A 24,975-nucleotide genomic window follows, 5' to 3' on the forward strand; every position below is an offset into this window, starting at 1 on the left:
GCTCCAGTAAGGAACGTTGCGCTGACATTCAGAAGCCTGTCTTGCGACTAGGCAGCATTTCTCGCATCCGTGCTCGCTAGCGATGGTCTGCAGCTGAGCTGCCGACACCAGATTTCAATGCATACGAGCGTGAAGAGGATGAACGCCACGTCGTTCCGATTTTGATCGAACGCCTTGCGCAATCGGGCGACGGCGGCAGGATCGAACAGGCCCCTTGCTGCGACGACGCGCGGCGATGTCATTTCCGCAGCCAGCTCACGTCCAGGACCGGCCATCCAGGCCCTGAGAGGGACGCCAAAACCCTGCTTCGCGCGATGCAGAACAGCGCGGTTCAACCGGGCTGCCATGGCCTTTCGCAAGATCCGCTTCGTTTGCCAGAGACCGATCTTTTGTGAGACCGGAACTCGCATCGCAAACGCGACAAGCCGGACGTCAAGCAGAGGCACGCGAAACTCGACGCCCTCCTGCATGCCCATCTTGTCGGTGTAGTTGAGATTGAGATCCGGCACGAATCCGTGAAGATCCAACTGCAGTAGTCGGTCCACCGGATGCAACGCGCGCGTCTCGCCCAGCAGTCGGCCGAACGGAGCGCTCTGGCCGTCCAGTGACTGGCCCGATGCTTTCGCCAGAAGCAAGGCCCGCTCTTCCGCCGGCCAGTTCGAGAAGCTCATGGCTTCCGTCAGCATCTCGTCCTCGCTCCAGCTCAACATCTGACCAAGGCGGCCGAGCCGACGACCGAGCACGGAATTGCTGGGAAACCCGCTGATCAGGTACGAGGTGAGCCGACGAGCATAAGGTAGCTGATCGAGCGTTGCCCAGATGAATGCTGCCACATGCCGGCCGTATCCCGTGAACAGATCATCTCCTCCGGTGCCCGTCAGCAAGACCTTGATGCCATGTCGCCTCGCTTCTGCAGCAATCATCCGGGTCTGGAGGGCGGCAAAGTCGCCGGTCGGCTCATCCAAATCCCAGAGCATTTGGGGAAGCTGTTCAACTAGCTGCGCCGTAGTCGGCACTTCGACCAGGGGCACCTCCAGCCTCTTTGCCATATCGCGTGCATGGACAATATCGTCTCCGAAATTATCGGCATGTGTGCGGTCCTTCGACACGCTTGCACAGAATGTGACGACGCGAGAGGGATCCGTCGCTCTGCACATCGACGCCACAACGGCGCTGGAATCAACGCCTCCGGACAAACACGCGCCGACGGAAACGTCGGCGACCATCTGATCCGCCACGACGCGATCGAACATCGTCAGCAAAGCCGCCGGCTCCACTCGCTCGCTGCGCGGGGGCGGGAGTGGAATGTCGTAGTATCGCTCAATCGTCAGCCGGGCGTTCGCGTCAATCCAGGCGCAATGTCCAGGTCGCAGCTTCCGAACAGACTTGAGCATGGTGGAAGCAGACGATGACCAGACGAACGCGAGGTGGTTTGCCACGCATCCAACGTCGATGTCGCGGGCCACATCCGGACACACCGTCAGTGCCTTGAGTTCTGATGCAAACAGAAACCCGTGAGGCAGCGCCGCATAGTACAAGGGTTTGACGCCGAGATGGTCGCGAGCAATGAAGAGATTCCGCAATGCCCGATCCCAGACTGCGAATGCGAAAATTCCATTCAGTCGACGGAGGCAGGACCGGCCCTGCCGTTCAAACAGACAAAGAAGCACCTCTGTATCGCTCTTGGTGCGAAATACGACACCGGCGCTCTCGAGTTCACGACGCAACTGCTTGAAATTATAGATCTCGCCGTTGAATGAGATGACGTAACGTCCATCAACCGTATGCATCGGCTGGTTGGCGGCAGCACTCAGATCAATGATTGACAGGCGGGCGTGGCCGACCGCGAAACTCGCGTCCCAATCCCGCCAAGTGGCGCTGCCGTCCGGGCCACGATGATTGATCCGATCAAGCATCGCATCGAGCAGCCGGTCGCTCCAGGGGCCGACGAAGCCTGCAATACCGCACATACGAGGATCATCCTCTCACCGGCGTCCCGAGCAAATGGTCCGCGCAATCGGCGTCCCGAACAAATGATCCGCGATGGCGTTCCATTTCCGCCACCGGTCTGGTTGGGTCCGATAAACATAGGTTCGAATGGGTTCCGAATTGGATCGAGGGTTTACCTCGTAGGAACCTGCCGCCGTCAATCGCGTTTAGGGCCAGCTTCCTCTGACTTGCGGGAGACGGATGTGGCCGATATTGGCGCTCGCGAATCCGCGAAGGTGGCTGCAAGAGATACCGATTGGTCCTCCGGACTGTCGCTCACAGCGATCATCCTGACTTTCGAGGAAGAGCTGCACATAGAGCGCTGCATTCGAAGCCTCAAACCTGTCGCATCACGAATTTATGTCGTCGATTCGTTTTCGACAGACGCGACGGTCGAGATCGCCCGCGGCCTCGGCGCTGAAGTGATGCAACGGAAATTCAAAAATCAAGCCGATCAATTTCAATGGGCGCTCGACAACCTGCCGATCGACACGAGTTGGGTCATGCGTGTTGACGCAGATGAATACATCTCGACAGGACTCGCAGCATCGATGACGAAAGTCCTTCCTCGCGCGCCCATATCGGTCTCCGGCTTTTACGTTGACCGGATGGTCGTATTTCTCGGGCGCCCGATTCGCCACGGGGGCTTCTACCCGATGAGAGTCCTGAAAATCTGGCGGACGGGATTAGGCCAGGTGGAACAGCGCTGGATAGATGAATACTGCGTCGTCAAGCACGGCCAGGTGGAGTACTGCCCGGGCGACTTGATCGACGAGAATTTGCACGACCTGACCTGGTGGACAGAAAAACACAACAAGTATTCAAGCCGCAGGGTGATCGACCTGCTCGACCGCGAACTCGAACTGGGGCTGTCGCAGCATGCAGTTAGCGGCAAGATGTCCGGCCGGCAAGTCATCTACCACAAGGTCAAGACCAAGATATATCCAGCTCTCCCGCCCTATCTGCGTGCCTTTGCATACTACCTGTATCGATACGTGTTTCGACTGGGATTCCTCGACGGGCAGCAAGGTCTCGTCTTTTGCTTCCTGCAGGCGTTTTGGAATCTTTTTCTGGTGGACGCCAAGCTCTACGAGGCCCGTCGGATGATCGCTGCGGATGGACTGGAGTCATTCATCAAACACTTGCGGGACGCGCAGGGGCTGGATGTCGGACCTCCTTGGAAGAGCAGATCGCACCGGAGCGCTTAGGTCGGATTGCCCGGACGATTGTTTAAGTTCGAACGAAGAGCCGCGGTTGCAACTCAAAGTTCGCGCCTGCTCGCCGGGTACAATGGGAACGCCAGGAGAGATGAGATGAACCGCCGCAACTTGCTCATCTTAGGCGCTTCGAGCGGCTTTTTCGGATCGGCTCGCGCGAAGGAAAAAGTAGCCGGAAGCATTGAAGCGCGTCTGGACGTTCGGAGATTCGGTGCGGTCGGCGATGGCGTAAACGATGATACAAGTGCGTTTCAGCGGGCGATCGATTATGCCTGCAACAACAAGATGCAGTTGGTCGTTCCCGGTACGCCCAAATCTTATCTAATTTCCGACTCCCTACCCATTCCGCATGGCAAGCACGATTGGGCGATTTCGGGAGAGGCGGGGCGAGTCAAGATCACACAAACCGCCGACAACAAGCCCATCTTCCTGTTTTCCAGCCATGGCCACGATTATCGAGATACGACTAATCGCTCCTTCAGCGTAAGCAACCTGAAGGCCGCGTGGACGCGCAATCAAGGCATTGCGAATAACGAATCCAACATGTTCCTGTTTGACGACGGAGGGTATGCGGATTTTCAGATCGACAATTGCGAAAATTCCAATGGTTGTCGGCTCATCTCAACTCGCGAAATGCAGGCATCTAATCGCCGTCTGAACATATGGGGCTGTGTTTTTTCGCGCCTGTTTAGCGGTTATTCGGCGAGTGGCGCGGCTGTCCGCTTGAAGACCAACCCTGTCGAAGGGATGCCAAATATCCTGATCTCGCATCTCTACGCCCTTCGGTATGCGGCGAAAGAGGAACTCATTCACCTGGCGGGTTGTTCAAGCGTCAACATTGACAACGTCGAGATCAACTTCGGCCGCGGGCCTCAGCTCGTCTGCTGGGCCGGAACGACAGAAGTCAATGTGCGCGCGTGGCGCATGGAGGAATGCACAATAGCGGACGGTCCACGAAACGTGATTTTTGATCTGAGCGGTAACGGGCCGGGTCAACAATGCAGCTACCGTATTCAGGGCGTCGAGATGCGGTTTACGACCATCGACACCAAGCAGGCTCATTCCGTCTTTCACGCGCACGACGGCGCGCAAGTGATAATCGACGGCTATCAGGAGGTTGCAACCAGGCACAAGTCGGGAGCGCTCACGGTGGCCACTACACAGGACGCACGAATTCAGTTTCGCAGTGTTGCGGATATCATTTCTCCCCACGTTCTTCTCTTGAACAACCCTGATCTGGCAGCCGTCACATTCGCAACCTCGGAAGTGCTGCGCTTTTACAAGAACAGTCTGACGTCGCGCATGGACCGCGTGCCAAACGACTCACCTAGCGCGATCAATGGCCAGGCCGTGGGAGCTGCCGGTTGGATATGGGCGATCGAGCTCAGCTTGGATGCGGAAGTAACGGCTGGGCAGATAGAACTGGAGCTCTTCAAGAACGGACTGCCGCTCGATTCCGGAGCGATGAAGCTCGCCATAACGTCGGGAGCCGGCGGCCTGAAGGCTGCAGCCGTCGTCAAAAACACCAAACATTCGGATTATCGTGTAACGCCCGGCGATCGTGTCCACTTCGAGCTCTCGACGGATCAGGCGTTTGCTGGCCCCAAGAACGCGCTTTTCAACCTCGTGATTGCGAACATCTAGGAGCGCCCCAGATGTTGCAACCTGACAAGTCGGCAGTTCTTCTCGGCGACGTGGAACAACCGCCCGCTAGTTCGGCGGCCGAAATGCTTACGTCCAGTACCGCATTCCTCCGCCGCAACCTCCGACTGATCCTGACACTTCTTGGCCTAGCCGTCGCATCGTCCCTCGCCTATCTCCTGTTCGCGACGCCCCGCTTCACGGCAGAAGCCGTTCTGTACATTGAAAAGCCGCACATCCGCCCAGTTCAGTCCGAACCCGTGAGCAGCGACAATTCCGTCGATTCTAAAACGATCGATAGCCAAGTCGAGATTCTGAAGTCAGATGCAATCGTACTGTCAGTTGTCAAACGTCTTCAACTGGCGGAAAACGCGGCTTTTATAAGCGCAGGGACCTCACGTCTGACTCCCGAACAGGAGGCCATGCGCGTCCTGCGACGAAATCTGTCTGTGTCGCGAGTTGGCCTTTCATCGGTCATCAAGATCAACTTTACCGATTCTGATCCCCAGCAAGCCGCACGAATAGCGAATGCCGTCGCCACCGCATACATCGAAAATCGGATCAATTCCACGTCTCAAGCCGCGGAGAGCGCAGCCAATTGGCTGGAAGCTCGCCTCCGAGACCTGCAGAAGAAGGCAGCCGATGCGGAGAAGCTAGTCCAGGAGTTTCAAGCGAAGAATGAAATCGAGGAGCAGGCAAAGCTAAGCGAGCTTCGGGCAAATGCAAGGACGTATCGAAGGCTCTATGACAGCTTTCTCGATCGGTACGCCGAAGCCGGTCAGCAGCGGTCGTTCCAGTTCACCGCGGGTCAAGTCGTAAGTCCAGCTTTGCCGCCGGCATTCAAGAGCAGACCGAATGCCCTGTTGGTGCTGCCGATTGCCGTATTCGGCGGGCTCTGCATCGGTCTTGGGATTGCGGCCTGGGCAGAACTATCGGATCGGACTTTCCGGACGCCCGAGCACGTTGCAGAGCGCCTGAAGATCGACTGTCTTGGAGCGCTCGAATGGATTCGACCTCCCAAGCGATCTTTAGCCTTGAGCGAGCGGTTTCGGACGTTCCGAACGCCCGGGCATGTTGCAGAGCGCCTGAAGATCGACCGTCTTAGTCGGCTCGAATGGATTCGAAAATGGCCTCTGGCTGAGCGGTTCTTGGAGCGGTTTCGGAGCAGGTTGGCGGCCCCTCAGCTCATACACTCGGCCCTCTTCGCGTATGTGTTGAAGAATCCGGCATCGCATTTCGCTGAAACCATCCGTTCGTTAAAGCTATCCTGCGATCTTCTCCTTCCGGAACAGCCGTCGAGGATTGTCGGATTTACGTCCGCGCTGGAGGAGGAAGGCAAGTCGACCGTCGGTGCGAATTTCGCGCAGCTCCTTTCGCGTGCAGGACGCAAAGTTCTTCTTCTTGATATGGACTTCCGCAAGAGGACGCTGTCACGCTCGATGACACCGCGTGCCTCGAAGGGCTGGTGCGACTTGGCCCTGCAGTGCGGCAGCGGGGAGGAAGTGCTCCGGACCGATGATGCGAGCAAGATGCATTTCTTCCCCCTGCTGGAAATGCCCGAGCCGTTCGAGCCGATGGAATTCTTGGCATCTAAGAATGTCCGCACGATGTTTGAAGCGCTTCGACGTCAATACGATTATATTGTTGTTGATTTGCCTTCCCTCGAGTCATCTACCGATATTCGGGCTTCAATCGTGACGATCGATGCCTACGTCCTCGTGCTGGAATGGGGCAAGACCTCGACCGAGACGGTACAATGCGCTTTGGCGTCGGTCCAAGGGGTGCATCGCAAGTTGCTCGGTGCGGTTTTGAACAAGACCGACCTTGGCTTGATGCACCACTATACGCCCCATCACAAAGGCGAGTGCTACTTCCGTGCTCCGACGGGTTCCTTTTGATCTTCGTCGGGCGCCGGCGCGGGCGATCCAGAATCGGTAAACTTGGGCAGACCTTCCAGCCGTAGCCGCACCTCAACAACGTCGCCCGGCATCAGTCTGGTACCTTCATCGGCAGCGATGTTGCCCGACGTGTCGTTGTCATTTCTGTGCACCTTGATCACCGGGTCGCCACCGGTTCCGCGGGCGAGTTGGGATCGCACCACTCCGGCATAAAACAATTTGTCGCCGACCGCTTGGAGTCGAGCCCGGATCGTGGCGAGGCGAACGTTGGCGTCCTGCAGTTTTCCTAGCAGACTGTCCCGTCTCTGGTCATCCACGCGCTCCAATCGTCTGGCGAATTCGCTGCGGTGACGCTGTACCTGGTTTATCAGCGCGGTCGTCTGAAGTACCCGAGTGGCTGAAAACAGCGTCTGTCTGCGCGTCTCCGAAAGTCGCGTCATTGGCACGAGCCCTTTACTGAAATTGGCCTGCAGTTGACTGTACTCAGCAGCGTCACCGTCAGCGTCCTTCTGCTCCGTCTCTCGTTGACGCTGAAGCGTGGCTATTTGCCCATCCTCCTGCTGAACGGCATCGGTTAGATATTGCTTCTCTTTTTGATGATCGGAATTGTCGACGCTGAGCCGCTGTGCTTCGACATCTGCTATCCTTGAAGTCACCGCCGATGGGAGCGGCAGATCATCCAGCTTCGGTTGCCCGAGCGCGCTCTTACCGTCGAGCTCGGCTTGGAAGCGGTCGGCCTGTGCCCGCACCTTGGCAAATTCCGTCCACAGTTCGTAGTAATCACCGCGAAAATCCGACGAATCCAGAAAAGGGTCCCGTCCCCGAAACCGCATTGTATCAAAGCCGCCTGCGAGCGCGATGGCTTGGCGCACAGTCATTCCTGGGCGGTAGGCCTGTGTCCCTGGATTGGCCACGTCGCCATTGACGTATATCGGCCGATACTCCGCCACGTTCAGAATAACCTCATCGGGAGAAACGGTGACCACCTGGTCCAGTGACACCGAACGCCCCTGCTGATCTAGTTGCCGAGAACGAAAGGCCTTGGTTGAAAGTATGGATTTTACTTGCCTCCGCAATTCGCCCACGCTCACGCCTGCCGCCTTGATGTCTCCGATCAATGGAAATGAGGCTTGACCATTCAGATCGATCATCACCCGGTGCCGAAAATCACGAAGGCCCACCACCTCGATCTCAAGCACGTCGCCGGGTGCCAGAAGGTATTCGGCGTGTGCAGCGATTGGGGCGAGCAGAACGGCGATAAGCATCAGGAGTTGCCGAGCGGACCCAAACAGGCGCAAATTCATTGCGTTCATCCTGCCCTCCAGCGTGGCCCGGGAATGATGGTTGCTACAACGAGCCCGCTGCCCCGGAGTTCCTGCGCCGCAGTTCCCATTGGGTCAATTTGGAACTCGACTTCAAAGGTCGCCGGCCCCGCGCAAGCTGCCTCGGGACAAAGGAACCGACCGACAACGCCTCCGTTTATTGATCGCAGCTGGGATTCCTTCAGCCGGCGGCACGCGACCGCCGCTTGGGCGGGCCGGTACCAATGTATACCGGAAGGCACATGCACGCTCCAGCGCAACTACGCACAACAACCGCGCGTCTCGTCGGGACGCGCCTTCGCACATTTCTATGCGTTGCCACGCTACTCTCGGTGTTCCTGTCAATCCATCTTTCCGCCTCAGGACGCCTTCTGTTCCCCTATGTTGCGGCTTTCGCCACGTCTCTCGCTCTGATTTGTCTCGAGTGGCGGCGTGTCTCGATAGGGGTGGTTATTGCTGCCTTTCTATTATTGATCGCTACCGTCGCATTTTTTGCTTTGTCGATCCCGTATGCGGTTGCCCCGTCACGTCGCCTACTCTCGCTAGTCCAGATGTACGTGGCGTTCATAGCGAACTACGGCCTTTTTCTTGGGCTATCCGCGTTACCATCGCGAACGGTTTCCCGCCTGTTCATGTATTTGGCGGTCGTCGTGCTGATCGTCGCGACATTGGAGGTGCACTTCGGTTTACGACCATTTGTCGACGCCGTTCGCTCGATGATTCATCAGCAGTACTACGATGACACGATACGAGATCTTGAGCTCTACGGCGCCGTGCGGCCGAGCGCTTTTTCGTCCGAACCTTCGCTGGTAGGTATTTTCTGGGGCCTATCGCTGTGTGGGTGGTTACTCGCCGATCCGGACAAGTGTGGGTTTAGACGGCTGGTTGTCGCTGCACTGCTGACCGCAGCTGCGATTTTTGTGATTCGCTCGCCCACCATATTCTATGCTGTCACTGTCACCGTGATCGGGTTGATCGTTTATCAATTAAGAAGAAGCGCCAACCCTGGCGTGCGATTAATCAAATCGGCATCACTATTTGCCTGTTTCGTGCTGGTCGTCGCCTCGACTTCGCTGCTTGCATATGCCTCCAATGCGTTCGGAGGATTGATCGAGGACATAGTCACGGGAGATAGCTTCTATTCTCGCCAGATTGGACCATATCGGCTTGCGTCAAGCATGGTCGACCACAGTCCTTTCTTTGGTTTCGGATTGGGAGGTGACGCAGAAATGACTCCTTACGCCATGGATGCGTTTTCGCCCGTCATCGAAAACATGTTAGCGGGAGCCTATGAGGCGGACGTCGCCAGCGTTCCGGGCATGGCCATCAACTTCAGTGAGGGAAAGACAAGTCACTTACTCACAAACTCGTTCTGGCAGTTTTGGATTTCATTTGGCATCTTAGGCGGCGCCATCATCGCCTCCATCGTGGCATTTGCGTTGGCACAATTGGGCGTGCGCGAAATTGGCTTCGTGTTGCTCGGGGCGACACTTATGGGGCAGACCATGGGAGGCATCGTGATTGTGCCCGCTTGGGCGCCGCTGTTTGTCATCGCCGCTCTCACGACTCATTGGGACGACGCTTCGCGACGCAGGCAGGTCGGCCGGCGGCTGTTCATGAAGCCTCCCAATCGGTTGAGCGCTTACAGCCAGCTGGCGGTTTAGAACGAGATAATGGAGCGCGACATGCACAGAAATGCCGCTGCAGAGATCGCCGGACGATGTGCGCATAATGGTTGTCGGCCCCTCCGACTCGCATTCCTTTGGGCATACTGGACCGGTTATATCGATGCGACCGTGCAGTACCTTCGGTCCGAGCATCACGTGGTAGTTTTTCGTGCGCGTCAGCGGGGACATGTCGGCAGTCTGAAAGACCAATACAGATTTGCCGAGGAGAGCTTCGGGCCGGTCGAGTCTGAATTGACCTACGCCGCTGAAATAGACGTCGACGCTCTCGACCAAGCCCTACATGAATTCGAGCCAGATGGAATCATCGTTCTGTCATGGCGCAGGCCTGCCTACCGCGAGTTAATGAAGCGGTGGGCCGGAAGGACCGTGCGCATCGTGTGTTTCGATAGCCAATGGCGCGGCCATCTGGGTGCTCTGCTGAGCAAGAGAGAGTTTCCACTCTACCTGAAACAGTTGGGGGGGCGGGCCCTGCGGCGATACTTTTTCCACTCGTTATTTGATGGTGCCCTCCTCTCCGGTCCCAAGTATGTCGACGGTCAAGGAAGTCCCGCGGCACGCCAGACGAGACAGATGACCTTCGCGCTTAAAATGGGCTTTCGTCCGGACGACATTTGTGAGGGCTTTGCTGTGTGTGATTGGCACACGCTGGCGCCCGGGCGACATCCCGGCGAACGAAAGAACTTCCTATTTGTGGGCCGTTATGCGCCTGTGAAGGGCGTTTCGATCCTGGTGGAGGCGTATCGATTGTATAGGTGCAACAGCTCGCAACCCTGGCCCCTCATTGTTGCCGGCGACGGGCCCCTCAAACATCTCTTTTCTGGAGTTCCTGGAATACAAGACGTCGGATTTGTCCAGGCGAACCAACTGCCTGACGTGCTCGCGGAAGCGGCGTGCCTCGTCCTCCCCAGTGTTCTGGAGCCGTGGGGTGTCGTGATCCAGGAGGCCGCTGCAGCTGGTCTCGGAGTAATCTGCAGCGATGAATGCGGAGCCGGAGACGTATTCGTGCAGCAAGACATCAACGGATTTGTCGTGCCGACCGGCAACTTCGAGGCGCTGGCAGACGCCATGAGGAGGTTTTCCGGATCCGAGAAATGGCTCGACCGCGTTCCGAACGCGAGTATCGAAGTATCGAAACGGCTGCTGCCCTCGAGTTTTGCAGAAACCGTCATACCGTTTGTCCAAAGAAAAAGGAAGTTCGGCTCATGAACTCGCAAGTCACCGTTAGTGCATCGGTCGCCGCGCTTTCAGTGCCCGATACTAGGCCGGTGAGAAAGCCGTTTAGCAATTCGCTTGTCAGCTCGCTCGAAGATCCGACCAGTTGGCCATAAGCTTCTTCGCCCATGCTTCAGTGGAACCGGGGATCCATTGTCCAGAATCGAGTGGCAGGGATTGCCAGATCACTAATGAACATCTGGCGCCATCCCAAAACGAATTGCCGGGAGCGCTAGTCGTGTCGATAATTCCCCGCAATTCTCATAAGCGGAGTAGCAGCACCATGAGGAAAATTCGCCACCATGATGGTGTCGAAATCCTTACTTACCATCCGAAATCAGGAAGCGATCTGGGACCCAATAGAGCTGCCAGGTGCAAATCTCGCATGCGCGAATTTGGAGGGTAGAGAACTTAGTGATGCAAATCTTGAAGGCGCAAACCTGCGCGATGCCGACCTCTACTGGGTCATTCTATTCAGAGCAAATCTGAGTGATGCCGATCTTTCAAATGCCCTGCTTTGCGGGGCTGACTTGAAGGAAGCGAACCTGCGGGGAGCGAAATTGACGGGGGCTAATCTTGGTTTGAGCAATCTTGGCGGTTCAACGCCGCTTCAGGGAGCCGATCTACGAGGTGCAGATTTAACAGGAGCCGTGTTGAATGGAGCCGAGTACGACGAGCGCACACAATTTCCTGAAGGCTTCAGACCAGATGCTTCAGGAATGATTCTCGTTCAGTCGGGATTATAAGACTACGCGCGGACGTAGAAGATTGCGCCACTCTTTATGGACGATGCGAAAAGATGCGCCGAAATCGCCCTTGATATCCCGGCTAGCTTGCGCGCCGACAAGTTGGTCCGAGTGAATGTCTCAGTCTGGCCCATCGCGTCATTCCGTAGCGATGCGGAATTTGGTCGCTATCGGCGTATTTGCGGACATGGATCATGCCGTGGCGGGAATCGAGTACCGGGCGAAGTCAGCGGAAGGCAAGATGCGACATCCATTTTTCGAGGGCATCCGAGAAAGACTTATGAAGGCCGCGTCGTCCGAAACACGGCCATCGCGATTGGCATCACATTCGTCGCCGCGGTTGGCGTCTACCTTGCGACACGATTTCTCCAGTCGGTGCTGTAGGCGCGAGCACACCTGCGGGGCTGATGGGTTCTATTATTTCTTTTCGTTGGGAGCGACCGCGGGAGGTGATGAGAGTTCTTCAGCGGGCGTAGTGCCCCTAAGTTCGGATGCCCCAACACACTCACCCGCTCAACTCTTGGTGCCCCTGACAGTCCCTACCAGTTTGCATCCCATTTGGCGCACGCGGCTTCGCTTGGACAATCGACTTTCCTCCGACCATTGGCTTCTTTGCCGGCGGGGCGCCCTGAGCGACAGCGGCACCACCAACCGAGACTGCTGCGAATACTAATGCAGCTCGTGCAGCGGTATTTCTGCTAATGATCATCGATCTTCTCCATCTAAATCCGGCTTGAAGCGTTGCCTCTGGAGAGAGCGCTCGATGGCTTTTTCCGCGTTACCAATCGCCTCGCCCCGCGTGCTGCCATATCCGGATATCTTGGTCCCGGAGACGGTTGCGACCTACTTCCAATGGTGGCGTACGATGCCCTGCACAACGGAGTATTCGATCCCGCGATACAAATCGCGATTGCCTTTGTGTTTCGTCGCGATGTGGCCGCCAACTGAGCGGTCCTTACTCTGACCGGTCCGCCATCATCTTTTCAATATCGCCAGCGAGTTGTCTAAAATGGGCGGCGAGGCGCTCGTAAAGCTCGCGCTTCTGCCGATCCGTCGCGCTTCTCGCGATCTGTTCGGCAAAGTCGGCTTCGGCGCGCAGCTTCTCCGCGCTGGCCTTCATGTCCTGCATAGACCCTCACCTCGGCGGCAACCGATCATATACGTCGCCCGGCGTCGGGGACCATCGCAGGGGAATTAGAAAGCAGCTCGATCGCTCAATTTTGCCCGCCTGCTTAGCATTCCATGAGAAAGAAGCCGCCAACTGGGCGGCCTTACCGTAGGCCAATCCGTGCCACGGTCATTTCCGCGATCTCTCGCGGCTCGCTAATGCCTGTCGCGCCGACCTCGATAACCTTGCGAGCGACCATATCGCAAAGCGGGTCATTGCGATCAACCACGCCCAGCAAGTTTAGAGCGTGGTTGAAGGCTTTGTTCAAAAGCTCGATTTCTTCCGGCGTGCGCTTGTTTTTCAATAACCGATTGATTGGCATTGTCCCGCCCTCAGCCGACGCAAACAAAACCAGACCCCTCTTATAGCACTGGAACTCCGTTCACGGCCAGAGAACTACGGAAGGAACCCTAACCCTTCTCGAGCTTGCTGCGTTTTGCTAAGGCCAACACGCCAACCGGCATCATCAGTCTGAAGATGGAACGCGAAGACGGCGTGGTGGGTGCTCATGACTTGCTGTTGGTCGTTCTTGTAGTACCTGACTAACGTCAGGCCCTTCGAGGCCATCAGCGCGAACACAGTCACAGGGCATTCCTGCCCCACACTGACATCCCAACCCTTCTGCCCAGGCACGCTGCGGATGGTTGACCTTGCAGTCAGGATCAATCATCGAACGAGCCTAACCGGACGACGCCGGTATGCATCGATCGCAGAATTTGACAGCAGCAGCCTGCGCCGCTCGCCGCGTCTCATCATGCAAGCGATGCTGTCGAACAGAAATCGCGAGGTGTCGTTGGGTTCGCCGAGTTCACCCGTCCTCTCAAGGACGCTCCAAGCAATATTGAAAGACTGCTCAAAGAGGTCGGTGTCGGTCATGCAAGGAAAAACAGAGCCTCAACTGAAATGTTCCTACACCGGGCAAGGCCACGGCCGCGCGGTGATGGTTTGGGAGCAACACAACAAATGTTAGGTTTTGGTATGCAAGGAGAGCCGCGCCTCAACCGCATCGCAAATTCAGTGGCTCGTTCAACTAATCGCCTGCTGCGTCCTAGAACACCACCGTCTCCTCGCGCGCTTCTTTATTGTTGCGCACCCGGTTGGTACGTAGGGTCTCGGCGGCCATTCCAGAAGCTCGACACCTGTTTCCGTGAAGACGATGCCTGCGGCGCTCAGTTCCGTTATCAAGGCGGATAATGTCGACGCCTGTGGTTCGCGTTTGCAGCTTTCGAGATCAGCGATTATCACACGACGAACACTGATACCCTCTGCCAAGTAGGATTGAGACCAACCAAGAAGTGCACGTGCGCCTCTTACCTGCGCAGCGAGCTTTGGAAAATCATGCATGGCTCCTCCGAAAAAAGAGTATGCAGAGGTTCAAAAGTGAACAGTATAGATTCTATAACAGTCTCATTTTTTATTGTTTGCTGCCTGCTAAGGTCAACCAAGATCAGGTTGTGAGCGCAATGCCAGCAAACTGATGCGCGATGCTACTTGCCGATGCGTCGGCGCGCACCGCTCTTCTACGGAGCCTTCTGCCGGAATGACGACGATATCAAGTCCGCTGCGTTCCCTTGGTCAGCCCCTTGAAAGAACTCGCCCGCAGCAATCCTTCCGATGTGATGTTTCTGTATTCAACGTCGGCAAAGAACTGAGGCTCTACCCATGTCGCCTTCGCGCCACCCTGCTGCCTCGTTCAACCTTGCGCCACGGATCAGGACGAGCGGCTCGGCGACAGACCTAGCAGCACCGTCCGTCACGTCACACCTTGTTCATTCGCCCCGCTGAGGTTCCGCGTATTTTGTTGTGAACCCTTCACCCTTATGGGTGAGACCATCTCTTCCGGCGGTTCGAGGGTCCCGTTTTTCTAACCTCAGCGCTCACCGATCCCGGGTTGACCCCGTGGGATGTAGAGCGTCATCCTATTGTCGTGGGTGGGAGGAAGGCAGTGGAGGTGAAGGTCGGTTCGATGTTTGTACATATTGTCGAAGACAATGCGAACTTCCGCAAAGCAATTGAAGGCCTGTTGAAGCAATTCGGATATGAGGTCTCCACTTATCCTTTGGCCCAGCATTTCCTGGATCGTTTGCCGAGCGACGACATACCGAGCTGCATCCTTCTTGACGTGCGGCTTCCGGGAATGAGCGGGCCAGAGCTGCAACAGCGGTTGTCAGAACTCGGTTCGACGCTCCCCATCATATTCCTCTCCGGCTACACTGATATTGCGACTACAGTGAAGACCATGAAGGCTGGCGGAGAGGATTTTTTGATCAAGCCCGTATCATCGGACCAGCTTCTTCCAGCCGTCGAACGAGCCATCGCCCATCACCGCGCGGTGCTTAACCTGAAGCAGACCCGCGCCCTCATTCTCTCCCGCATTGCAACGTTGACGCCGCGCGAGCGGCAAGTGTTTGAACTTGTCATTCGTGGCAAAACTAACAAAGAGATCGCCAACGTCTTGGGCGCGACCGAACGCACCATGAAGGCGCACCGCCATTTCGTGATGACGAAGATGCAGGCTCGATCTCTGCCAGAGCTTGTTTTGCTGGCCGAGCGCGTCAGCATCCTTGCGTCCGACGCGGGGCAGACTAGCTAAGACCGCGCTCGGTGCTGACCAGCCAAGGAGTCGTCCCAAAATGCAGAAACGGCGCTGTCGCCAGCGCCGTCTGGTGCACCTTACGCGTGGAACCGGCCCACTTCGACTGGCGCTGGCGGGAGCGACCCGCTCTGGCTCTGCTGGCGTGGGAAGCCTTGCCCGCGATCCGCCGATGAGGCTACGCCGCATGTAGCGAGAGTCAATTGGATCGGACAATTAATTTTAGGCCAGTGGCGATAACCTTTCACGCCATCGCAGCATCTGGCCAACGTGGCGCCCTCACTCCGTTGGCGCTGAGTTTACGTCGTAAAAGGCTGAAATGATCTGCCCAAGTGATTGCATAATTTGTTGCCACACTTGGCGGCGTGAGGCGGGCCATTCTGGAACGGAGATCAAGAATGATCTTCATGTTGTTTGCCGTGGCCATTGCCGTCTTATTTTTTGCCGGCTCGCTCATCTTGCTACGTTTGGGTCAGCAGCTCGGCTTGCAGCATCGCAAGCGGAGCGGCAGCGAGGGCCTCGGAGGGTTAGCGACCGTTGAAGGCTCAATTTTCGGCTTAATGGGTCTGCTGCTCGCATTCACCATCTCAGGTGCGCTGCAACGCTTCGATGATCGCCGACAGCTGGTCATTCAGGAAGCGACGGCGGCCACCACCGCATATGACAGACTGAGCCTTTTCGGCGGAGACGATGCGCGCAGGCTTCAGACCGGCCTCAAAGAATACGTCCGCGCCCGGATCGATCTATACCGCATGGCGCATGATTTCTTGCTGCTCCAGCGGGCGGAAGATTTCTCGGACCAGCAAGAAAAAAAGGTGCTCGAACTCAAGAACCAGTTGTGGGACGCGGCGGTGGCGGCTTGCCCGCAGCCGAACTATCGACCTGCATGCGCTCTATCTCTTCCGGCGCTAAATAGTCTCTTTGAAGTCGCGCGCCTGCGTGCAGGTGCCGCCGAAAAACATCCGCCACAGATCGTCTACTTTATGTTGTTTGGCCTTGGTCTTGGCTGCTCACTGCTTGCCGGGTTCGGTATGGCCGCGAGCGCAGGGCACAGCTGGATACACATGTTGCTCTTTGCAGGAACCCTGACCGTCGCGCTCTACATCGTGACCGATATGGAATATCCGCGTCTCGGCCTCATCCGGATCGAGAGTTTCGATCATTTCCTCGCCGACGCCTACGATCAAATGCGATAACGCGCTTCGGCTGGCCTGAAACTGTCACCGCAAGTGGGTCCTTCGGCCCGTGGCGCACCTGCCGGGACCGCGCGACCCCACATATTGAGGATATCTGGTGCGAGAAAATCCGTGGTGCGGTTGCACGCGTGCCGGCACGCCAACGGCAGCGCAGCGAATGGCGCGATGCAATATCATCGAGGTGATGAAATGGACGGTGGTTGCTTGGCTTTATTTCGGAAGACATTCCACATTGTAGGCAATGATAATCTGGGCCGGATCGGCCTTGCCGATGGTCTTCAAGTCTTCCAGGCCACTTCTCAGCTTGGCTCCGGCATCCCTTAAACTTTCTTCAAGCGCCGATTTAGCCGCCCTGCATCGTTCTTCGTTGGAGAACTCCTGAAACACCACGGTCGGAAGGAGCCTCCATTCCGCCCTATCATTGGAGGCGGCTGGGCTGACGGAGTAGGAAAAGACGTACATCAGAACCCACATCGCATACTCCACGGTGTAACGACGACTTGCGCGGAGCGCCTCTGAACGTCTGCTCCAGGGGCAAGTCCAGGCATGGCACGTTCCGCAGCGCTGGGAATGACGCGATGTGCCAACTCGATCTGCACCAGGCCAACGCGTTGCCGACGGCACTATGGCCACCGGCGACATGGTCATTGTGCGCTATGCCGATGACCTCATCATCGGCTTCGCGCCCCATCGGCCAACGGCGTCGCGCCACTCAGTACGGATAGTACCGGTTTGGGCAAACCCAGTTGCCGTAGGTGTCGTAGCCGCAGCCGCCGCGGTAGGCCCCCGCCGCGGCTGCGCCGACCGCGGCCGCGCCCACCGCCGCCGCGCCGACACCGTAGCCGCGATAGCCGTAGCCGCGATAGCCGTAGCGCCCGCCGCGCACAGCGACCGCGCCACCCCGATATCCACGAGCAGCGACAGCGCCGCCCCGGGGTCCTCGAACTGCGACAGCGCCACCGCCGTGGAAGCCTCCAGCGCGCATACCACCGCCGCGTCGGGCGAACGCGTCATCGGGAGTGAAGGTGACCAGCAGCAAGGCTGCGGCTGCCGAAGCGATGAAAATTCGACGCAACATTAGGAGTTCTCCTTCTTCGAGATAGGGAAGCCGCGGACACCTGCACATCGCACCGAACCGCGGGTCAGTTGAAGCCTCGCGCGCGGGAGCTTCGCGCCCTTGACCTGGATCAAACAAACCTCACGTTCATCTACGTGAACGACTGCTCGATCACCGCCCATTCACGCGGATGCTGCAAGCAATCGGAGTATCTTGCCGCGACGCAACAGGAACGAACACGATGGCTGAGACCGTCAGCGTTGGTTGCCCGTCACGTCGCCCAGCCTGCGACCGTGAGCTCGTCGGCACTGGCGCTGCACCTTGCAGCCGAACCTACATCGCCAAACTCGAAGCCGAAGGCGTCATCCAGCGGCAAGGTGACGGCTTTGCGCTCGACCAGAGCCGCGTTGCCTATCTGCGATACTTGCGGCGCAAGCGGCAGCAATCGCCGCGCGCGGAGGCCGACGCTGATCACGTCAAGGCCAAGACTGAGATGCTGCAACTGCGGTTGATGGAGAAGAAGCGAGAACTGGTCCGGCGGGCGGACGTTGATGAGTTGATCGACACCCTTGCCGGGGTCGTTCTCACGCATCTGAGCGGCATGGCGGCGCGGTGCAGCCGCGACATGGTGGTGAGGCGCAAGATCGATCAGGTGGTGTTTCAGGTCAGGCGTGAGCCGAAGCCTGCAGCGTGATGGCCGATGTGGTCGGCGAACCGCCGTTAGAGCAACAGGTCTGACGATATGGATTGCCACGAAACCGTATGTCGCCTCCGGGAGCACAGCAGACCAAGTGTGCTCAAAGCAAGTTCTTCCGATTTTTGACCCACGGCGGACATCAGTTGTCTGTCAACTGCTCCGCACAAGCTCGCGTGAGCTGTTAAGCTAGCTCGGGCAGCTTGCGATGTTCACCGCTTTCAGCTGCGCTTCATGACAATCAACTGATCTAGATCAACGAAGTTGGCGTCGGGCCGAGGATATCGTTGTTTAGGGCCGATGTCTGGCTGGAGGTCTGTCATGCATTCAGCAATCCTGATTTTCCTTGCCATTCTGGCCTTTGCGACGACGCCAGCGCGCGCCCAAGGCTCGTGGCTTGAGACGAGATTTGCAAGGGCGATTTGCAGCGGCGGGGCGACGCCCGTTGCCAACACCGATGGCCTAGCGAGGCGGCTTAAACTCACCGATCCTCAAAAAGCGGCGCTGAAAGATTTGACTGGTGCTTCTGCGTCTGCCGACGCTTCTGCGAAGAAGTTGCTATGCGCTGACAAAGATCTTTCTACGACGCCGGGCCGAATGGCGTTCGCCGCAAAGATGGCGGAGACCAGGCTTTCCGGCCTGAAGGCAGTCGAGCCCAAGCTTCAGGCGTTTTATGACAGCCTGGACGCGAAGCAGAAGAAAGCGTTCGACACTGGCGGGCGCATCGGCGGAATATTCGACTGGTGGGGCAAGAAATAAAGGCCCGACTAGAACGAAGAAACTGGAAGAAGATTTTCTCGTTCGAGTAGAGGAGCAGAACTGATGAGTGATCTTGTCGTGATTGCATTCCCAACCGAGGCGAAGGCAGAGGAAGTTCGTCAGAAATTGCTGACCATGCAGAAGGACTATCTGATCGAACTCGGCGATGCCGTGGTTGCGGTGAAGGACAGCAACGGAAACATCAAGCTAAATCAACTGATCAATACCACGGCTGCTGGTGCGGTTACTGGCACCTTTTGGGGCGCGCTGATTGGCCTGATCTTTTTGATGCCGCTGGCTGGCGCTGCCCTTGGCGCAGCGTCCGGCACGCTCGGCGGATATTTGACGGATGTCGGCATTGACGACAAATGGATGAAGGAGACCGCTGCTGCCATTCAACCTGGAACCGCAGCACTCTTCGTACTGGTGCGCAAAGTCACGGCAGACAAGGTTCTTGAGAGGCTCAAAGGCGAAGGCGGCGCGGTGCTAAAGACTTCTCTCGACCACACTAAGGAAGCCGCCTTGCAAGCGGCTCTGGCAGAGGTCAAAGCGGCGGTACCGGCTTCGCCTCCTGATTTGCCGCGCGTTTGAAACGCTTGCGACCGCCAGCCGGCGACCGCGCCGCTGGGCGACGGGCGGTTATTGGGGCCGCGGCGGTTACTGGGGCGGCAGCCCATCAACCGCGGCGCCCGCGTCGAGCACTGGCAGCACAAATCCGGCGCATCGCCAGGGCGCGCGCTACAACAATGCGAACCTCCAGCAGAGATTCGGCAATCCCAACCAGCGTCCAGGTGGCGGCCGCCAGGGGCTGGGTCAGGGAACGAACCGGCCCAATGTCGGCGATCGTGCCCAGGGCATCGGCAATCGGGCTCAAGGCATCGATCGCCGCCGGCAGGCGGGCGCCGGAAGGACGGCCGGCAATCGACAAGCCATCAGCCGGAACCGCCCGACGGCGGGACGTAGCGTTGCGTGCAGGCCGGGTGGCGGCGGCAATGGCGTGACAAATTTCGGCGATGTCCGACTTCTCAAGCGCTTGATTTATGCAATCGGCAGCGACCTGCCGTTGTTCGATTGTGGGCGTGTCGCGGACCTGACGGATTTCTCAGACATGTAACCTCCAACAAAAAGGTCGGCATTTCTGCCGACCTAGTTTGCTGGAGAAGTCGAAATAACGCGAGGTCAGTATCTCGCTGCGACCGGTGCGCCGTAACCGCCGAAGCGGTAGTTGATGCGCAAGGTGACCATATCCACGTCCTGGCTGACCCGGTTGTTGAGCACAGCGGCAAAAGGTGCGACAATCGTAAACGTATTATTGGCATCGCCCATGAACAGGTGGTCGTATTCAACGCCGACCGACCAGTTCGGTGCAAAGCCGTACTCAAATCCGACACCCACGACGCCGCCCCAGCGGGTCGAGCTTGCCGAGGCCAGTTCAGCGCCGAAGTTAAGGTTGTCGAGGATGCTAAAGCGGTTGCTGGTCACCGCCGCGCCGCCCTTTACGTACAGCAGCACTTGATTCCAGGCGTAGCCGATCTGGCCGGTAAAGAGGCCGATGCCATCGGTTTTGGTGCGAAGGGAGAGCGTAGGATCGAACAGGCTGACGCGCGTATGGCTGAGATCCGCCCAATCGCCCTGGGCTTCCAGGCCAAACACCCACTGATTGGCTTGCCAGCGATAACCGATCTGGCCGCCGACGACGCCGCCGGACCGCTCGTGGCAGCCCTCAGCGAAGGTGCCAACCACCGTGTTAACAAAATCCCAGCAGTTGCGGCTCTGACCCCAGCCGCCGTTGGCGCCGATGTAGAAGCCGCCCCAGTTGTAGATCACCGGAAGCGGCGCGGGTGGCGGTGCCTTGACGGCCATATCAGCGGCCGAAGCGGGAGAGCCCATCCCGAGAGCAAGCAACCCGATAGTCCCCAGTAAAAACTTCTTCATCGTAATTTCTCCATCCCCCGTCGCCTTGTCGCGACCACCAAGTTGAAGTGCACTTCCGAATTACAACTGTAAGTAAGTTTGCATGATTTTCCCGGAAATGGCGTGACTTGCCGGCAACAGTCCGTTTTTGAAACAAGGCAGACGCGTGTCAGAACTGTGGATTGACCTCCTTCATGTCAGCGCGACCCAACGGATAGTAGGCGGGTGAACGGCGGAAAGCTTTCCGCAGCGTGTCCAGCCATCGCGATGCGCGCATCAACTTGGTGTCGGTCAACCGCTCCAGGTGCGCCCGAGGTAACGCCTACACCTATTTCCGCTTCACGATCTCGAACCCGTTGGTCTCAAGCTCCGTCATAACCACCTTGGTCAGGTGAGCGGCCTCTTCCGGTTGTATCCAATGATCGTGCGAAGCGGGATCATCTTCCTTGGGATATTTGACAAACGCGGAATGGATCGCGGCGTAGATCACGTCTCTCGGATCGGCCATCGGCACTCCTCCATGCAAATAGCTTAGCTCATTTTCACCTAACAGCGGAGCACCAGCCGTTCAGGCATTCAAAACGCCTGCTTGCCCCAGGACGTTGCTGATAGACTTCGCGTGCCACTGCCCGCCGGGCACCGTCGCGACGCCTCCCGGCATGCAACTGTGAGCTTGACGGCAGCCGTCTCCTTTAAGCCAACCATTTGAAATCGGGCGGCGCATAGGTCGAGGTGCAAGTACGGGTGTACCGCGCGCGCCAATTCAGAATGACAGAGCCGAACGATAACTAGCTATTAACCAAGTTGGATTATCTGGAGAGTTGGGCATTCGGGGCGCGTGTGCTGGCTTGCGGGCCAGCCGGTAGTGTAGGCGTGGACCCATGGCCCTTGACCCCGAAGAGTTCGTCACCCTGACAGATCACGGCTCGATGAAACTGCGCGCGGCCGTATTGCGCGCGATGACGTTGCTGCCCAAGGAACGCAAGCGGACAACAATCGTCCGCGAGAGTGAACCGGCGATCCTGAATTTCGAGCAGATCAAGAACCTTGCGGCGCAGTGGGACGAACGGCTCATGCCAATCGACTGACTAGTTTCCCTGCGCTGGTTTCAGTCGGGTCGACGAATACGCGCCCCGATCCGAAACGGAAACCAAGAAAAGGGATGTGGTCTGGTTCGACCTCAACGAGGACCGTCCATTGTTCGCCTTCGCGGGCATGTGGACGACCTACAACGGGGAAGGCAGCACCAAGTCGAAGCCGATAGCGGGGCCGCACGGTCTATGGCTTTCTGACGACATCACCTAACGCCATCGTCGAGCCTATCCAACCGAAGGCGATGCCGGTGATCGTGACGACCGATGAAGAGCGCGATGTCTGGATGCGCACGCCGTGGGACGAAGCGAAGACGTTACAGCGTCCTCTGCCCGATGACGCCTTGAAGATCGTGATGCGTGGTGCGGACAAAGAAGACAAGGCTGTCGCATGAACGTTACGTCGACTGTTTAAGTCGAGCGTTCGATTTGGCCACGTACCGACGACTTCCGCTCTACCCCCTATAAACAGACATCGTTAGCCTGCGTCGGCATGCATGCCCCGAAAAGTTTCAAACCAAATTTGCCCAGCCTAAACAAAGTTGTGCCCTGGTGGTCTTAATGATGGAACTGGCGCTTTTATCTAGCGTTGGCTTCTTCGGTTGATTGACTGGTTTCTCGCACCATCCCGCGCCAACAGTGACGAGTACCGATAACGACCAAAGCCAAGGGTGACAGGCGTCCGACGGGACCGACGTCTCAACGGCAAAGGGTCCAAAGGTCAGAGTCCAAACGGCCAGTGCAAAGCGAGGGTCAACCCTGCGGCAGCCGCCAGTCTGTCCGCAGCTAACTGGCAACATACATGCGACACGAAGGCCGCAAGGCTTTGAGGACCATCGGTCGTTCCGGTGGTCCTTTTCGTTTGGGCGCAAAATCCGTGCGGACGACGGCTCTTATCGCTTGACGCATGTTTTCAACTCAGTGATGGACAATTGTTTGGGCAGTAGTCGTTCAAGAAATTAGACGACGAGCCTGCGCTGTGGCCACTCTGGGGCAAACAACGTTAGGTCAGCAGAACTGCATTTTCCGAATCAGCGAAGTGCTGTTTCCTCCTGATGGGGGCTCGTGTGGGATTGTCATGCAATTCAACCGCGTCAGCGGTCTCGTCGAGGACCTGCATATATGGAGTGCGACAAGCAACGGCTTCTCCTTTGTGATCAGCTTTGAAACTTGCAGCGGTCCCGGCCTCCGCGGACGCCATGGTTACCTGGCATCTTGGCGCCCGATCCACCAAAGCCGATGCGCCATAAAGGTCGGCGGCTCTCCCTTTATGACGCTTGTCGAGGCCGAGATCGCTTGCACCGCCATGCTCGCGCACCTGATCCGCCCAGGCTGATCAAAAGCTCTATCGCCATTCAACGCATCACATCACACGTTCGCGGGTGACGTGGTAGCGCTTCGGCCTCTGCATGGACCGCATCTACCCGCCGCGCAAAATCGACCTATCCCCGTCGTTGCTCTGACGAGCGATCCGGTCGGCCACCGCATGACTGGAGGATTGGTTCGACATCAAAGGCGGTCCACTCGCTCGGGCTTATCACGAACATCCGACCCTTGGCCTAAGGGTGACCGGCGTCGCCATTGCCCTCGCGCTCGGGTTTACTAACGAGTGCAACCTCGCCGCTCGTCGAGAGCAACGTCGAGATGGCGGAGGTCATCGCTGCTCGCGTCACCCCCCTTCCAGGACACGACTTCGGTCATCCAATCTCGAATGACCGCCCTTGGTCCGTAGCCGAACAACGCTAAAGCATTCGTCATGTCGGGTCTCAGCAGGGGACCGCATGGCATGCGCAATTCCTCACCGCCGCTTGTGACCCAAATCGTAAATCAGCTCTAGCAGAACTGAGGCATTGGGCCATACGGTGCGATGGATGCCACCGGCCTATGTGAAGCCCTACGCCAAGAGGCGCCGTGTGGGCTGCATTACAGGATACACGTTGGCAGCGACCTTGGTCCGAGATATCCGTGGGCGGCGGGAACGGTCGCGGCCGCAAGCGCTTGGAGAATGCAAGGAGATTGACATGGAATTCAGGCAACTTCTCGTGCTGAGTGCCGTAATGCTGACGATGACAGGGGGGCCCAGCTACGGTCAGGGCGGTAAAGAACCCTACGTGCGAGTGGCCGAGATCGAAATCGATCCGGTCCAGTTGGAGGCTTACCAGGCCGCAGTCAAGGAACAGATCGAAGCGGCCCTCCGGATCGAACCAGGTGTGTTGGCCTTGTATTCCGTCGCCGACAAGGAGAATCCGGCGCACATCACCGTCTTTGAGATATACACGGACGTGGAAGCATACAAAACGCATCTTGAAACGGCTCATTTCAAAAAGTACAAGACCGCCACTCAGGACATTGTGAAATCACTAAAGCTTCGCGAGACGGTACCTATCCTGCTTGGCGTCAAGCGAAGGTGAGCTTGTTCGATTGTCACAAATGTTTGCGAGTCATCCCGCGATCCATTCGTCTGTAATGCTAGGCACTTCGCGCGCTAGTTTGCAGCTAGTTCGGGGCTCAGCCTGAGTCAGCTTCTGGCCGATTGTGTTGAAAAAGGCGGCTGTTGCGACGCAGAGATATCAGTGATTCAGTCTGTCTAATTGGCAGGACTGAAGGTCATGATGGGGCATCGGCAAATCGAACAAGCTGCGTTGTTCTATTAGTTCTCGCTTGAAAGGCACATCCCGGCCGACCACCTACTCCGGTCGATCGATAGGTTCGTAGAGCTTGAGGACCTGCGACGGGAGCTGGCGCCGTTCTACAGCAACATCGGACGACCTTCGATCGATCCCGAACTGA

24 protein-coding genes and 3 pseudogenes are annotated in these 24,975 nt (G+C 57.6%); 16 read left to right on the forward strand and 11 right to left on the reverse strand.

The window, feature by feature from the left end:
* Positions 1–47: 47 nt before the first annotated feature.
* Positions 48–1,970 carry an asparagine synthase (glutamine-hydrolyzing) gene (gene asnB, locus AC0QUY_RS36485; RefSeq protein WP_161849278.1) on the reverse strand — a complete coding sequence of 641 codons (1,923 nt, stop codon included), beginning with the start codon at positions 1,968–1,970 and terminating at the stop codon, positions 48–50.
* A gap of 222 nt (positions 1,971–2,192) precedes the next feature.
* Here asnB and AC0QUY_RS36490 point away from each other — a divergent pair, with 222 nt between their 5' ends.
* From AC0QUY_RS36490 to AC0QUY_RS36500, 3 genes are all read left to right on the forward strand, one after another.
* Positions 2,193–3,197, forward strand: coding sequence for a glycosyltransferase family 2 protein (locus tag AC0QUY_RS36490; protein WP_202639155.1), 1,005 nt, complete (start codon positions 2,193–2,195; stop codon positions 3,195–3,197).
* Between the two features lie 105 nt (positions 3,198–3,302).
* On the forward strand, positions 3,303–4,850 hold the full coding sequence (locus AC0QUY_RS36495) for a pectate lyase family protein (protein WP_161849279.1): 1,548 nt from the start codon (positions 3,303–3,305) through the stop codon (positions 4,848–4,850).
* A gap of 11 nt (positions 4,851–4,861) precedes the next feature.
* On the forward strand, positions 4,862–6,745 hold the full coding sequence (locus AC0QUY_RS36500) for an AAA family ATPase (protein ID WP_475390859.1): 1,884 nt from the start codon (positions 4,862–4,864) through the stop codon (positions 6,743–6,745).
* Here the strand turns inward: AC0QUY_RS36500 and AC0QUY_RS36505 are convergent.
* The gene (locus tag AC0QUY_RS36505; RefSeq protein WP_161849281.1) at positions 6,715–8,058 is read right to left on the reverse strand and encodes a polysaccharide biosynthesis/export family protein; all 1,344 of its coding nucleotides are present in this window, start codon (positions 8,056–8,058) and stop codon (positions 6,715–6,717) included. The two genes, AC0QUY_RS36500 and AC0QUY_RS36505, sit on opposite strands and share 31 nt — an antisense overlap.
* Positions 8,059–8,399: 341 nt before the next feature.
* Between AC0QUY_RS36505 and AC0QUY_RS36510 the strand changes: the two genes are divergently transcribed.
* From AC0QUY_RS36510 to AC0QUY_RS36520, 3 genes are all read left to right on the forward strand, one after another.
* Positions 8,400–9,731, forward strand: a complete 1,332-nt coding sequence (locus AC0QUY_RS36510) for a hypothetical protein (RefSeq protein WP_161849282.1) — start codon at positions 8,400–8,402, stop codon at positions 9,729–9,731.
* A 9-nt stretch (positions 9,732–9,740) separates the two neighbouring features.
* On the forward strand, positions 9,741–10,961 hold the full coding sequence (locus tag AC0QUY_RS36515; RefSeq protein WP_161849283.1) for a glycosyltransferase: 1,221 nt from the start codon (positions 9,741–9,743) through the stop codon (positions 10,959–10,961).
* 308 nt (positions 10,962–11,269) lie between these two features.
* A complete protein-coding gene (locus AC0QUY_RS36520) occupies positions 11,270–11,713 on the forward strand; it encodes a pentapeptide repeat-containing protein (RefSeq protein WP_161849284.1) in 444 nt (147 codons plus the stop codon).
* Positions 11,714–12,668: 955 nt separating this feature from the next.
* Here the strand turns inward: AC0QUY_RS36520 and AC0QUY_RS36525 are convergent.
* From AC0QUY_RS36525 to AC0QUY_RS36540, 4 genes and pseudogenes are all read right to left on the reverse strand, one after another.
* Positions 12,669–12,842 (reverse strand): hypothetical protein, encoded by a 174-nt coding sequence (locus tag AC0QUY_RS36525; protein ID WP_202639156.1) that lies wholly within the window; start codon positions 12,840–12,842, stop codon positions 12,669–12,671.
* Positions 12,843–12,984: 142 nt separating this feature from the next.
* Positions 12,985–13,203, reverse strand: coding sequence for a hypothetical protein (locus AC0QUY_RS36530; protein ID WP_161849285.1), 219 nt, complete (start codon positions 13,201–13,203; stop codon positions 12,985–12,987).
* A 704-nt stretch (positions 13,204–13,907) separates the two neighbouring features.
* Positions 13,908–14,225 carry a helix-turn-helix domain-containing protein gene (locus AC0QUY_RS36535; RefSeq protein WP_475390862.1) on the reverse strand — a complete coding sequence of 106 codons (318 nt, stop codon included), beginning with the start codon at positions 14,223–14,225 and terminating at the stop codon, positions 13,908–13,910.
* Positions 14,226–14,433: 208 nt separating this feature from the next.
* A pseudogene (locus tag AC0QUY_RS36540) lies at positions 14,434–14,547 on the reverse strand (non-homologous end-joining DNA ligase); the annotation flags it as partial.
* Between the two features lie 279 nt (positions 14,548–14,826).
* On the opposite strand from AC0QUY_RS36540, the gene AC0QUY_RS36545 reads away from it, so the two are divergent.
* Both AC0QUY_RS36545 and AC0QUY_RS36550 read left to right on the forward strand, forming a co-directional pair.
* Positions 14,827–15,474, forward strand: coding sequence for a response regulator transcription factor (locus tag AC0QUY_RS36545; protein WP_371419352.1), 648 nt, complete (start codon positions 14,827–14,829; stop codon positions 15,472–15,474).
* Between the two features lie 398 nt (positions 15,475–15,872).
* Entirely contained in the window at positions 15,873–16,670 is a 798-nt protein-coding gene (locus tag AC0QUY_RS36550; RefSeq protein WP_475390864.1) for a bestrophin-like domain, read from the forward strand.
* Positions 16,671–16,880: 210 nt separating this feature from the next.
* Here the strand turns inward: AC0QUY_RS36550 and AC0QUY_RS36555 are convergent, their stop codons facing one another.
* Together AC0QUY_RS36555 and AC0QUY_RS36560 are read right to left on the reverse strand one after the other, a co-directional pair.
* The gene (locus tag AC0QUY_RS36555; RefSeq protein WP_161849288.1) at positions 16,881–17,144 is read right to left on the reverse strand and encodes a hypothetical protein; all 264 of its coding nucleotides are present in this window, start codon (positions 17,142–17,144) and stop codon (positions 16,881–16,883) included.
* 238 nt (positions 17,145–17,382) lie between these two features.
* Positions 17,383–17,748: a hypothetical protein gene (locus AC0QUY_RS36560; protein WP_475390866.1), complete on the reverse strand. Its 366-nt coding sequence runs from the start codon at positions 17,746–17,748 to the stop codon at positions 17,383–17,385.
* A gap of 220 nt (positions 17,749–17,968) precedes the next feature.
* On the opposite strand from AC0QUY_RS36560, the gene AC0QUY_RS36565 reads away from it, so the two are divergent.
* The 3 genes from AC0QUY_RS36565 to AC0QUY_RS36575 all read left to right on the forward strand — a co-directional run bounded on the left by AC0QUY_RS36565 (position 17,969) and on the right by AC0QUY_RS36575 (position 19,771).
* Entirely contained in the window at positions 17,969–18,421 is a 453-nt protein-coding gene (locus AC0QUY_RS36565; RefSeq protein ID WP_161849289.1) for a hypothetical protein, read from the forward strand.
* A 321-nt stretch (positions 18,422–18,742) separates the two neighbouring features.
* Entirely contained in the window at positions 18,743–19,180 is a 438-nt protein-coding gene (locus tag AC0QUY_RS36570; protein ID WP_161849290.1) for a Spy/CpxP family protein refolding chaperone, read from the forward strand.
* Between the two features lie 63 nt (positions 19,181–19,243).
* Positions 19,244–19,771, forward strand: a complete 528-nt coding sequence (locus AC0QUY_RS36575; protein ID WP_161849291.1) for a DUF1269 domain-containing protein — start codon at positions 19,244–19,246, stop codon at positions 19,769–19,771.
* A gap of 85 nt (positions 19,772–19,856) precedes the next feature.
* Here the strand turns inward: AC0QUY_RS36575 and AC0QUY_RS36580 are convergent, their stop codons facing one another.
* The 3 genes from AC0QUY_RS36580 to AC0QUY_RS36590 form a co-directional block, all read right to left on the reverse strand.
* Complete coding sequence (locus AC0QUY_RS36580) at positions 19,857–20,108, reverse strand: hypothetical protein (protein ID WP_161849292.1); 252 nt, start codon at positions 20,106–20,108, stop codon at positions 19,857–19,859.
* Positions 20,109–20,359: 251 nt separating this feature from the next.
* Positions 20,360–21,115 carry an outer membrane protein gene (locus AC0QUY_RS36585; RefSeq protein ID WP_161849293.1) on the reverse strand — a complete coding sequence of 252 codons (756 nt, stop codon included), beginning with the start codon at positions 21,113–21,115 and terminating at the stop codon, positions 20,360–20,362.
* Between the two features lie 307 nt (positions 21,116–21,422).
* Positions 21,423–21,602, reverse strand: coding sequence for a hypothetical protein (locus AC0QUY_RS36590; RefSeq protein ID WP_246738367.1), 180 nt, complete (start codon positions 21,600–21,602; stop codon positions 21,423–21,425).
* A gap of 373 nt (positions 21,603–21,975) precedes the next feature.
* Here AC0QUY_RS36590 and AC0QUY_RS36595 point away from each other — a divergent pair, with 373 nt between their 5' ends.
* The 5 genes and pseudogenes from AC0QUY_RS36595 to AC0QUY_RS36615 form a co-directional block, all read left to right on the forward strand.
* On the forward strand, positions 21,976–22,182 hold the full coding sequence (locus AC0QUY_RS36595) for a hypothetical protein (RefSeq protein WP_161849295.1): 207 nt from the start codon (positions 21,976–21,978) through the stop codon (positions 22,180–22,182).
* A 34-nt stretch (positions 22,183–22,216) separates the two neighbouring features.
* Positions 22,217–22,580: pseudogene (locus AC0QUY_RS36600) on the forward strand (SOS response-associated peptidase family protein); the annotation flags it as partial.
* Positions 22,581–23,263: 683 nt separating this feature from the next.
* Positions 23,264–23,521, forward strand: coding sequence for a hypothetical protein (locus tag AC0QUY_RS36605; protein ID WP_161849296.1), 258 nt, complete (start codon positions 23,264–23,266; stop codon positions 23,519–23,521).
* Positions 23,522–24,206: 685 nt separating this feature from the next.
* Positions 24,207–24,596, forward strand: coding sequence for a putative quinol monooxygenase (locus AC0QUY_RS36610; protein ID WP_161849297.1), 390 nt, complete (start codon positions 24,207–24,209; stop codon positions 24,594–24,596).
* A gap of 198 nt (positions 24,597–24,794) precedes the next feature.
* A pseudogene (locus tag AC0QUY_RS36615) lies at positions 24,795–24,975 on the forward strand (transposase); the annotation flags it as partial.

This window comes from Bradyrhizobium sp. WYCCWR15520 (assembly GCF_056174665.1).